Genomic DNA, 12584 nt, shown 5'->3' on the forward strand with positions numbered 1-12584 from the left:
TCAAGTTACATTTTTTCTAAAAATATTAGAGCTATAAATTTGGATTAATTTGCTTTAAAGTTTTAGCTATAAATAGCCTGCAAATAATTAATATAAATATTTTTTTAGAAATAGCGATCGCTCAATAGATATTTGATTTTAAATTGAGATTGGTTGATTATCATTGTGCTTATTTAATTAATTTAATTTACGTTGTATTCAAATAAATTATAGGCATAATTTTGTATTAATTTGCCTTAATATTTTATCTATAAATATCCTGAAAATAACTAATATAGATATTTTTTTAGGAGTAGCGATCGCTAAATATATATTTGATTTTAAATTGAGATTGGTTGATTATCATTGTGCTTATTCAATTAATTTAATTTACGTTATATTCAAATAAATTATAGGCATAATTTTGTATTAATTTGCCTTAATATTTTAGCTATAAAGATCCTGAAAATAACTAATATAGATATTTTTTTAGGGGTAGCGATCGCTCAATATATATTTGATTTTAAATTTAAATTAGTTGATTATCATTGTGCTTATTTAATTAATTTAATTTACGTTGTATTCAAATAAATTATAGGCAAATTTTGTATTAATTTGCTTTAAAATTTTAGCTATAAATATCCTGAAAATAACTAATATAGATATTTTTTTAGGAGTAGAGATCGCTCAATATATATTTGATTTTAAATTTAAATTAGTTGATTATCATTGTGCTTATTTAATTAATTTAATTTACGTTGTATTCAAATAAATTATAGGCAAATTTTGTATTAATTTGCTTTAAAATTTTAGCTATAAATATCCTGAAAATAACTAATATAGATTTTTTTTTAGGAGTAGCGATCGCTCAATATATATTTGATTTTAAATTTAAATTAGTTGATTATTATTGTGCTTATTCAATTAACTTAATTTACGTTTTTCTAGAGGAATTAGAGGAATAACTACTGTATAAAGCACCATTAATATTGAGCCATAAATAGGCTGATACCAACTAATAGAAATAAATGGTTTTCCACCAATAGCGATCGCCCAAACTATAAATGCTCCTACGGAAATAATCCCTTGTTTAATAGTAGGTTTCTTCTTTGAACTGACTGGTAATAAACAAATATAAGCGAAAGTTAAGAACAAACAAAAAATAAATATTCCCCATAAAATACTATTTTCAGGAACATTATTGTTTCCTTCTACCATAGTTTTAATAGTAATCCATACTCCTACTATTTCTGAAGGAATATATTTCACTATCTTGTCGAAATAATTATCTATATCAGATTTTGTTTCTGATGCTTGTAGTTCAGTTTCAATAATAGAACGGTTCATATTTTTCAGTAATTTAATGATTTAATAAATAGAATTTAGTTAAGTTGAATTGATTTTTGTTCTAAATCATGATGAATAGAACTAAACAAAATACCTTCACGAATAGTGCCAAAATATTTAGAACGTTGAGCATGATGTAAAGCTACTAATTCTCCATTTTCATTAAAACAGGGTGAACCACTGGAGCCTCCTGCTGTTCTATTAATATACTGAACTAATCCACTATGAGGATAAACTCCTGTAATTCCATCACAAGTAATAGAAAGTTTCATTGATTCTCCATTGGGATGTTGTAGAATATTAATACTATCAGCTTCAGAGAGGAAAATATGAGGCTGCCATTTAGCAGGTTTAATCTTTGTATCTTCTGAATCTAAAGCTTGACTAAAAGTTTTTTCAAGCTGTAGTAAAATATAATCAAGTTCTCCTACAGGACTAGAGGAAATAATAGGTTTTTCAGAATCTAATAAAAAGGATTTTGATGTGCTTTCTCTACTGTTATTTAAACTAAAACAGCCAAAACTAATACGAATATTCTTGGCATTTAACTCAAGATTATTATTGTTATTTTGTTTAAGCACATGATAATTAGTTAAAACATATTTTGAAGCAATTAATACCCCTGTTGCTGTAATATTTAGATTTGGTACATCAAGCCGACAAACTGATTTAGCTTGCTCAATAATTTTCTGCAAAAATCCTACATCATACCAATCTGGTTGTTTTTTAAATAATCCTTGTAATTCAATTTGGTCAGTTTTTCCATGCCAATCAATATTCGGACCAAAATCTCTAATGGGAGTCAAATCATAATCTAAAATTGCTCTTTTCTGAAAGTCTTTTGAGATTGTGTGAAAAAATTTTTTTAACTTTTGATTATCAGGATTTTGTTCATAAGCTCCTATAATTAAAGACTTTAATTTTCCCCGAGCTTCTGCTGAGTCAATTAAATTAAAAACGACTGTTTCTAAATCACCTTTCCCGGCAAATCTTTCTAAATTTTCTTCTAACTTAAATCTAACCATTCTTTGAAGCTTGCCATAGTCTCTATAAGAATCTAATAAAGCTTCAAATAGTTCTTCAGTTTCAAAACCTGATAATGTCATATTTAATTCCTAGGGTGATAAATATTTTCTAACTTATATAAAGCTACTAATTTTCTATGGAATATCTAAGTATTTAGCTGAAGTTTAGAGTTTTCGTTTTTATTTTTCATAATTGTTAAGACAGGAGCCTGAATCAAAATTTTTCCTTGAAAATAAAAATCAAAAAATCACAAAACCAATTTAAAATTTGGCTATAACTTAGGCTTAAATATACCCAATACAATAGAATATTTTTGTAATCAACCCTTGTCAAATTGCTAGTAATTGTGGTAAAGTTATAATATAATAATATGATTAATAGTTTTGATGTATTAATTGGGACGACTAAATCTATATTTTATTTGATAATAATAGTCAAAATTTAACTATATTTAAATGTAGGAGCATCCTCAAATATTTTAGAAATTCTATTAATTTTTCAGATAAAGTTTTTGATTAAATCCCCTAATTTAAAATCACTGTAAGCCATTATTTTTATTTACTTGGGCAGTAAAAAAAAATTATATAGCAATCTGCCGATAAGTCGTAATATATGATATAATTTAAATGAAAACTAGATAGGGTTTGCTCAAAAAATCTTTTTAAGGAATAAACCCGTCACGAAACCCCTCAAAAGAGGGGAAAGGATGGGGCTGTTTTATAATAAAGCTTCTAAAGATGATTATTTAGTTATGGGAAAGCTCAAAGTGCTAAATTTTTCAGCTTGTAAGGAGGGAAAACCAGGAATTTTTCTTCGACAAAAAAAGGCTAATACTTTTATGTGTCAATGCTTTTATATTTAATCAGCAAGCCCTAATTAACCAAAGAGTCCATGACTTACAAATAGCAGATTCAAGAAACTTTGAACTCATAACTAATAACTGAACTACCTTTTGGCATAAAAAGCTCTAGTTCCTTTAGCATTAATTGCTTGTCCTAATCTATCTAAACCATGCACATAAGCAGCAGTTCGCATAGAAATAGATAACTCCTGAGATATTTGCCAAATATTCTCTGTTTCTGCGACCATTTTTGCTTTCAATTTTTGATTAACTTCATCCAAAGTCCAATACAAACCACTACGATTTTGTACCCACTCAAAATAACTGACAGTCACACCACCAGCATTTATCAAAATATCAGGAAATACATAAACTCCACGGTCTTCTAAAATTTTATCTGCACCAGAAGTAGTCGGACCATTAGCAGCTTCAAAAATAAACTTTGCCTGAATATCTTTGACATTTTCCTCAGTAATTTGATTCTCCAAAGCAGCAGGAATTAAAATATCAACATCCAAAGCTAAAAGTTCTTCATTAGTCAAAACTGTATGCTCAACAATATTGCAAACACTATCCTTGCAATAAACTGCTTGTATCTGTTTATTAACTTCCTTATATTGACGAATACTTGGAATATCTAAACCTTGTGCAGAATAAATACCTCCCTGAGAATCACTAACAGCAACAACCTTATAACCATGAAGACATAGTAACTCAGCTAAAAACGCCCCGGCATTACCAAACCCTTGTATTGCTACTGTAGTTTTTTCAGGAGTATATTCAAACTTCGGCATAATAGTTTCAATAGCAAAAAAAGCACCCATTGCCGTTGCAGTATTTCTTCCCAAACTACCACCGATGCTCACAGGTTTACCCGTAATAACTGCCGGACTTAGTTGTCTGCGAATAATGCTGTATTCATCCATCATCCAACCCATTATCATGGGGTTAGTATACATATCCGGTGCAGGAATATCGGTATCAGGACCGATAAAATCAGCGATCGCATCAATATACCCCCGACTCAAACGTTCCAATTCCATCCGAGATAATTCTTTAGGATTAACAGTAATGCCACCTTTGGCCCCTCCAAAAGGCAAACTGACAACAGCACATTTAAAAGTCATCCAAAAAGCCAAAGACTTTACTTCATCAATAGACACATTGGGATGATAACGAATGCCACCTTTTGTGGGTCCTCTTGTATCATCATAACGAACTCGATAACCTTGAAAAACTCGTAATGAGCCATCATCCATCCGGACAGGAATAGAAACTATTAAGGTAGCTTTAGGGTATTTGAGACGTTCTTTTGTATCTTCTGAAAGAGAAACATATTGTAAAGCCCTTTCTAACCTACGACTAGCATCATCAAACAAAGAATCTGACATCAATACCTCTTTCTATAAATAAAATTATGTTGGTATTTAGGGCTTGCTGATTAACTTTTAAAGCATTGACTGATATTGGCAAGTGCTTTTTTTACCTGGACAAAAGTGTTAGCTTTTGGGTTGCTCAAGATCGTGTATGTTAGTATTTTGGGCAAACACCAGATAGAAGAATCAAAAAAAGGGCAATTCTGGGTGCTACTTCCTAATTAATTCCCATTTATTCTGAGTGATGATTTCTATCTTCACTTGTCAAGATTTTTCAGCAAACCCTATTCAGATCATAAATCTCTTGATTGATTGTAATGATTAAGAAAATTTAAGAAGATTTTATGCTAATTAATTTATTGTATTACGTCCGGATCATAACTTATCAAAAAACATCAGGACAGTAAGTGCCAATTCTATCTTTCTGCTCCAGAGCCAGAGGGTCTCTTGCAGAAATTCTCCAAAGTGTTAGGTATTCAAACCGGAGATGATATTAATTATCCACAGGAATTGATGGGTCTTGTAGGAGTGCATTTTTTAAATTTAAATTTATACTGAGGTTGAAATCTTGATCTTCTCTTGACCAAAAAATAAGTTCAATAGTAAGTCTTTTCAAGATTTAGGAAAAAAACTTGACTTTGGGTATTTCAATTTGGAGCTGAGAGGTTCTAGTTGCTTGTAATTGATAAGTGATCTTAAATATGAGTGCATCTATAGCAAGGTTTGAGAATTATTGCCACAGAAAATATGAAAAGTAGCGATCGCTTCACTACTCCGCTTTAAAGCCAGGCCTTCTCTAAATTGTTTCAAAGCTGGTCAAATAGGCATTTTCCTAATAGCTTAGGCTTTTTGAGTAGAAGCGATCGCTTCGTCTAACTTTCCCTCTGGTGAAAATTTATTTTCTATAGCAAAGGCGTTGGTAATTATGTGATTTTTTTGTTTTTGTTGTGTTTTTGTTCTTTTAAAGCGGATAATTTGGGCTAATTTTAATAGAGTCAAAAATTTATCTAGAAAGACTTTTGTTGTGCTTATGGGACTACATAGGATTTAAAGATTGTCTTTTCTCTCTCATCAGAGGTATGATTTGTCTTACGATTATATAACTTGACGATATCTTTTGATTAGTATTTACTTATGCGACGATCTTCACACTTTGTTTTATGGGTTGAAACTCCGTTATGCTTCGCGATCGCTTGACTATTGATTAAAAACGCTTGAGTTATCAGAGTCACATAAATTTAATTTTCATTGAAGAATATTTAAATTGTGATGCCAAATAGTCTGATCACAATTCATCCCTGTTTTTAATCAATAGTTTTTCTTATTTTCCCAATCTATTTTTTTTCCTCACACTAAAATTTTGCAAGGTATGAAGATTAGGGTTTATTGTTTTCAGACAATATTTACAGGAGCCCGGAGCTTATTAATTGCTTAATTAATATGTAAAATTCTTGGATTTTCCATCTAGAAATAGATGCTAGTTTACATCATATTTACTGTATTAACTAAGGTTATTAATAGTAGTATATTCTGTCCAAGTTGTTAGAAAAAACTCTATATGAGCTGCTTTTTTTATTCCGAAATAATTCCTTTAGTGCTAACTATTTTTACCTGATATTGTTTCCGAGCTTTTATATTTTTTTATACTACCAATTCCATTTACGGGACTAATTCTTTTTTAATAGACCATAATATTTTTTCACAATTTGTAATTAATTAAACTTTTATTGTATCATATTTTTGATTTTTTAATAATTAATGTTACATTTTAGTAATTTTTTAATAATTAATGTTTTGTTTTAATACAAATATTTTTACCTATACAAGAACGCTACTTATGTAGTACTTGAGTAATTCCTGTTGCTATAAATTTAAAAATTTTACCATTACCGAAGCTGTACTATTGTCACAAACCAAAGCCAGTATAGACATTCCATGAAAAGTCCTGAGTTTGGTCTACCGAGAAAAATCAAAAGTAGGGGATAAATACCTGGTTACACTTAAACATAATAGATAATTCCCAAAATACCAACTTGATAACCATATAATCAGGGTTTGAGAACCTTTTCGGGAAAAGTCTAATAACTAGATCCCAAAGTGCAAAAATACTGGTCATCACCTTTATACCCCATGCCCCTGAGGTCTTAAACCCCTTAAACTCTTAGTAATTATCAGAAAAAAAAAAGGGTAAAATAGATAGTAATGCTTTTTTTGTACTTTATGTTTGTACTATATGCTAGAAGTCCTCGCTGCCTTATCTGCATCAGCTGCGGCAGGCATTAGAATAGCTCTACCCCTACTGCTAATAGGCTTATTACAAAATGACCTATGGGCAAAAGTGCCTATGCTTTCTAAAATATCGCCGCAAATAGTGGTGGGAATTTTGGTCAGTTGGTCTTTATTTGAAATATTTGCCTCAAAACATCTCTTAGGCCAACGCGTTCTCAATTTAGTTCAAATTATATTTTCTCCCATAGTAGGAACAATTATGAGTATGGCGATCGCTGAGGCTACTCATTCAAAGGGCTGGTTAATCATAGTTATTGGAGTTGTCGGAGGTTTATTGGCCTTAGTGCTACAAATAGTTCAGGTTGGGTGGTTTTTTCGGTGGCGCGGTTTACCTGTTTGGATGCTTTTATCTCAAGACATTCTCTGCATTTGCTTAGTAATTTTTGCGTTGGACGCACCGCAACAGGGAGGATTAATTGCCTTACTATTGTTATGGCTAGCCATTCATAGCTATCAAGATTGGTACAAATTATATCAAGGAAAAACAAAACGAGGGAGTAGTCTTCAGCCACAAACTCATAGTAGTAATTTTGATTAAGATTAATAGAAGCAAGGGGCCCAATGCCCCCAGATTTATAATAAACCAGCAAAGTGTAAGGGACCATAACCAGTAATCAACTCCAACAACAAAGCCATAAAGCCCACCATTGCTAATCGTCCATTCCAGACTTCTGCTGTAGTAGTTAAGCCCCATTGCCATCTTTCTTGGGGATACATTTTAATAATTTTTTTCATCTGAATAGCATCAGAAAAATCACGGCTTGGAGCATCTAAAGCTTCCATAACCAAATCTGCTAAATCATTAATAAATACTGGGTGAGTATTCAGAGCAGGTACTCGGTAAAAATTACTAATTCCAGCTTCTTCTGCTAGTTCACGATATTCTATGTCAATTTCTTGTAGAGTCTCAATATGTTCAGAAACAAAACTAATAGGAACTACCAATAAATCTTTAACTCCACCAGCAGCCAATTCTTCGATAGCATCTTCGGTGTAAGGCTTCAACCATTCCACTGGGCCAACCCGACTTTGATAAGCTAAAGTATGAGGGTTAGAGCAATTCAAAGTTTTCATTATCTTATCTACACACTCTTCAATTTCTGCCTGATAAGGGTCTCCGGCTTCTTCAACATAGCTGACCGGTACACCATGAGCGCTGAAAAAGATATGTACTTGATCTGGGTTGGGAGATTGGTCTAATTGTTGAGTAATTAATTCTACCATTGCCTGAACATATCCTGGTCGTTGATGCCAAGAGGGAATAACAGTGTATTCAATTTTCTTCAGTTCTGAGTCTTTTTCCCAAAGTTTATCAAGCAATCTAAAACTTGAACCACTTGTGCTGATAGAATATTGAGGATATAGTGGTAGGATTACTAACTTTTCTACTTGCTCGCGCTTAATTCTAGTGAGAGCTTCTTCTGTAAAAGGATGCCAGTAACGCATTCCTATATACATTTGAGTCAGTAGTCCTTTTTGTTCTAACTGTTGTTGAATAGCCAGAGCTTGCTCTTCTGTAATTGATCTTAATGGAGAGCCACCGCCAATTTCTTTATAATTTTCCTGAGACTTTTGAAAACGCATAGTGGAAATGAACCATGCCAAAGGTTTCTGTAGCCAAGGAAAGGGTAGACGAATAATTTCTGGATCAGAAAACAAATTGAAAAGAAAGGGACGTACATCTTCAAGTTGTTCTGGCCCACCTAAATTAAGTAATAATATTCCAACACGACTCATAGTGTTAATCAGGCTCCCATTTTGATATTTGTTACCAAACTTAAAATATTTATATTTTTTTAATTATATTTTCTGAATAATGTAGAGTCAACCATAAGCCTAAATCTATTTTCTTTTAGTGATTAAGTATAAACCTAATTTATATACTTGCGACTTTTGTTTTTTTATTTTTGACTTTTGACTTTTCAATCCAATGGCAACAATTTTAAGAGACTGGAGCTATAGATATCAATGGCTGTATGACGGAATTTCCCGTTTAGCATCCCTAAGTGTTGGGGGAGAAACTCGCTTTCGCCAACTAGCTTTAGAAGGATTAATCATTGAGGAAAATACTCAGATACTTGACCTCTGTTGTGGTAGTGGTCAAGGGACTAATTTTCTGGCTAAATACTCCCAAAGTGTTACAGGGTTAGATGCTTCACCACTATCAATAAATAGAGCTAAAAAAAATGTGCCATCAGCTAAATATGTTGAGGGATTTGCTGAGGATATGCCATTTTCAAGTAATCAATTTGATTTAGTACATACCAGTGCGGCTTTACATGAGATGAATTATGAACAATTACGGCAAATTATTCAAGAAGTTTATCGAGTTCTGAAGCCTAGTGGAATTTTTACTTTTGTTGATTTTCACAGTCCAACTAATCCTTTGTTTTGGCCTGGGTTTGCCATGTTTTTATGGTTATTTGAAACTGAAACTTCTTGGAAATTTATTAATACAAATATATTGGAATTATTGACAACAATAGGATTTAATTTAGTTGATACTAAGTTACCATTACCTATTTTATATGCTGGTGGTAGTCTTCAGGTAATTCAGGTTCAAAAATGAATAGATAGTAGTTGAATACTAACTCTGGGTTATCCAAAAAATTATAATTTTTCCCAGATTCAACTGTAGTTTTAATCTTGAGTTATAATAAGTCAAATAAAAGGAAGAAAGAAAACAAGCAAAATTCGCATTTTCAATTTTTTTGAGAGTATCTTATTTAAGAATATAAGTGATAAATTGACATAATTTGGTCAATAATTTATAAAGTTTTGATAGAGGCTATAATTGCTACTAAAATCTGAATCTAGATAATCCTATCTCAAGATTAAACGGTTTAGCCTGCTTGAAGACAGGAAGCAAGAGGTAGTTGTGGCAGAGGAAATGGATTTGGAGTTATTTTTTTTATAAGTTCAATGGATGTGCATAACATTGAGGATTGGTATATATTCTAAAATATTAGTCTCTGAAAATATCTTTTTTCCTAGCTTACTAAGTTTCAATTATAATCCGATTTATACCCCAGAAAGTATTTCTCTTTGTTAGCCTTATTGTAAACCCATTTTAATACCTATTGTAAGATTTTTTTCTACTCAAGAGATTGTTGCAAAACTGCCATATCATACCTCATAATTTTCCCAATGAAATTATTTTAAGATTCTAGTTTTCAAGGTTGGGAAAGAAAACAAAGTTTATTGTTAATACAAATAAATCAAGTTCCACCCACCTGATTAATTTTAATATACAGCGCTTTCCTTTGTTATAAGGTCCACCCACTCAGGCAAGATGCCCGGAATACATAATTTTCACTATTTACTTTGTATTTTATATGGCAGAAATATCTTGTAAAAATGTACATCTTGATGTTGCCTATAATCTCATATTAATTATGAGTAAAAAATGAAATATGATAACAAATCTGATGGAATAAAAGCTGATTATATATTCTGTATATCAGACTAATTTAAATACATTAATTATAACTTTTTTTTACTTCAGTTATTAAATAATTAATACAAAAGGAAGAAATTTTTGGCACGAAAAACTAAGTTAATGCTAATTCTTATAAAGCCTAAGTTAAAAAGTTACTGAGAATAGTATTATCTCACCCTGTAATCAGTCTATAATAATCAGATTTAGTATGATATCTTGCCTTGTATGGTCGGAGATACTGATAACCGATAACTGATAAATAAAATGACTAACCAAGTTTTAATCATAGGTGGATACGGCAGAATTGGGAGTAGTGTTGCTCGAGATTTAGCAACTTATACCAACTCAGAAATTACTATTACCGGACGTAAACCAGAAGCAAATATCCAAGAAATTCCAATTTCTGGAGTTAAATATTTAGCTCTAGATTTAGCAGACAAAGAAAGGGTAAAAAATATTATTAATTCTTACAATAAGTCCTCTAAAAATTTAGTGATTAACTGTGCTGGTCCGTTTCATTATAGAGATGCTAATGTTTTAAAAAATTGCATCAAAGCTGGCATTAATTATATCGATATTAGTGACTATAGAGGTTTTACTTGTAAAGCTTTAGAATATTCTGAAGCTGCCAAAAAAGCTGGAGTTACAGCAATTATTAATACAGGAATTTTTCCAGGAATTTCTAATAGTTTATCCCGTGAATCTATAGAAAAACTTGATGAGCCAGAGGAGATACATTTAAGTTATGTTGTAGGTGGTTCCGGTGGAGCAGGAGTAACAGTTATGCGGACAACTTTTTTAGGTTTACAAAGTCATTTTGATGCCTGGATAAATGGTAAATGGCAATCTGTTAAACCTTATAGCGATCGCCAAGTTATTGACTTTCCAGCTCCCTATGGTAAAATTGGAGTTTATTGGTTTGATATGCCAGAATCTTTGACTCTAGCTACTTCTTTTCCTGTGAATACTGTAACTACAAAGTTTGGTTCTTTTCCTGACTTTTATAATCATCTGACTTGGATGACTGCTCATTTATTTCCTGTTAGTTGGTTAAATAATTTAGGGGTAATAGAGTTTTTGTCTCAAGTAAGTTATAAAATGACTGAATTTACTGATAAATATAGTGGTACTGGTGTAGTAATTCAAGCAAAAGTTATTGGGAAAAAGTCAGGGAAAAAAGCTGATTTTTCCTCGTCAATTATGCATAAAGATACTGCAACTGTTACGGGTATTGGTGCTGGTAGTATTGCTGAATTAATTTTATCTGGAAAGTTGAATAAACCTGGTGTTTCATCTGTGGAAAATAGTTTATCTACGGAATTATTTGAACAGGTAATGCAGAGCCGTGGTTTTGTGAAAAATTATGGTGATAACTGTGTGATTTATCAACCTTTGAACTGAAGTTTTACTTCTACTTATAAGTTGTCAGTAACTCTGATAAATATTTAAGGATGATAGACTTATAAATTATGATCAATAATATCTAAGTTTTAATTCTAGTAGAATTAAATAATAGTTTACAAAATGTATCTTGCTTTGGGGTACTGAATAATAGGTTATACCAAATCCGATTGACAAGGGAGATTGATTAAAATAGTAAGGCAGGAAACTGGAGGCAATTATGCTGAAAATTTAGAAGGATTTGGAGGAACTAGCCTTTCATAACCGGATTTGGTATTATATTATTGATGAAAAAGTTTTAAAATTGGCACTTTAAGTCAGTAACCTACCCTTAATCCCGACAGTGGAGGGGTAGGAAAGTTGTATGAGAGCATCTCTACAACATAAGAATAATTAACATTAACTGAGCTAAAATTAGCAAGAAAGTTATTCTTTTGTATGAATTAATTAATGACTAAAGTATTCTCTAAGCGTAGCATTAATGCATAGAAATTAGTATAACTTTGAAGGGCTTTCAAACATAAATTTTCCCTCTTAAAACTTTTGACTATTGTTGGGGAATTTATGGTTTTTATAATAAGGAAAATTTATCTCTCAATAAAATTATAGAATATCATTCTCTCCACGGTGCAACAATAAACATCATACTGCTTTTGCCATTGACTTAACTGATGTGAACTTTCCTAAAAAGGGTATGACTATCAAATTTGAAAAGCCTAAAAGTTACCGGTGGTTAGTTAATTTATCTTGCTCAGGAGTTGGGTTTTGAATACTTAATTCCACAAAAAAATTCACAAGGAGTAAGCTACGAACCTTAGCACTGAAGATATATTGGCTCGTGGCTAAGATGCTGCTGCTTTTGCTTAAGGAAGAAAGTTTGAGCCCA

Annotated in this window: 8 protein-coding genes; 3 read left to right on the forward strand and 5 right to left on the reverse strand. The window is 31.6% G+C overall.

The window, feature by feature from the left end:
* Positions 1 to 903 precede the first annotated feature (903 nt).
* From TERY_RS20790 to TERY_RS33760, 4 genes are all read right to left on the reverse strand, one after another.
* Positions 904 to 1326: a hypothetical protein gene (locus tag TERY_RS20790; RefSeq protein ID WP_011613630.1), complete on the reverse strand. Its 423-nt coding sequence runs from the start codon at positions 1324 to 1326 to the stop codon at positions 904 to 906.
* Positions 1327 to 1361: 35 nt separating this feature from the next.
* Positions 1362 to 2432: a trypsin-like peptidase domain-containing protein gene (locus tag TERY_RS20795; protein WP_011613631.1), complete on the reverse strand. Its 1071-nt coding sequence runs from the start codon at positions 2430 to 2432 to the stop codon at positions 1362 to 1364.
* Between the two features lie 865 nt (positions 2433 to 3297).
* Entirely contained in the window at positions 3298 to 4584 is a 1287-nt protein-coding gene (locus tag TERY_RS20800) for a Glu/Leu/Phe/Val dehydrogenase dimerization domain-containing protein (protein ID WP_011613632.1), read from the reverse strand.
* A gap of 825 nt (positions 4585 to 5409) precedes the next feature.
* On the reverse strand, positions 5410 to 5568 hold the full coding sequence (locus TERY_RS33760; RefSeq protein ID WP_155994545.1) for a hypothetical protein: 159 nt from the start codon (positions 5566 to 5568) through the stop codon (positions 5410 to 5412).
* A 1234-nt stretch (positions 5569 to 6802) separates the two neighbouring features.
* Here TERY_RS33760 and TERY_RS20805 point away from each other — a divergent pair.
* A complete protein-coding gene (locus TERY_RS20805) occupies positions 6803 to 7396 on the forward strand; it encodes a DUF4126 family protein (RefSeq protein WP_011613633.1) in 594 nt (197 codons plus the stop codon).
* Between the two features lie 35 nt (positions 7397 to 7431).
* Here the strand turns inward: TERY_RS20805 and hemH are convergent, their stop codons facing one another.
* The gene (gene hemH, locus TERY_RS20810; protein WP_011613634.1) at positions 7432 to 8595 is read right to left on the reverse strand and encodes a ferrochelatase; all 1164 of its coding nucleotides are present in this window, start codon (positions 8593 to 8595) and stop codon (positions 7432 to 7434) included.
* A 193-nt stretch (positions 8596 to 8788) separates the two neighbouring features.
* On the opposite strand from hemH, the gene TERY_RS20815 reads away from it, so the two are divergent.
* The gene (locus TERY_RS20815) at positions 8789 to 9427 is read left to right on the forward strand and encodes a methyltransferase domain-containing protein (RefSeq protein WP_011613635.1); all 639 of its coding nucleotides are present in this window, start codon (positions 8789 to 8791) and stop codon (positions 9425 to 9427) included.
* Positions 9428 to 10561: 1134 nt separating this feature from the next.
* The gene (locus TERY_RS20820; protein ID WP_011613636.1) at positions 10562 to 11698 is read left to right on the forward strand and encodes a saccharopine dehydrogenase NADP-binding domain-containing protein; all 1137 of its coding nucleotides are present in this window, start codon (positions 10562 to 10564) and stop codon (positions 11696 to 11698) included.
* The last annotated feature ends 886 nt before the right edge of the window (positions 11699 to 12584 follow it).

Source organism: Trichodesmium erythraeum IMS101, assembly GCF_000014265.1.
GTDB classification, from domain to species: domain Bacteria; phylum Cyanobacteriota; class Cyanobacteriia; order Cyanobacteriales; family Microcoleaceae; genus Trichodesmium; species Trichodesmium erythraeum.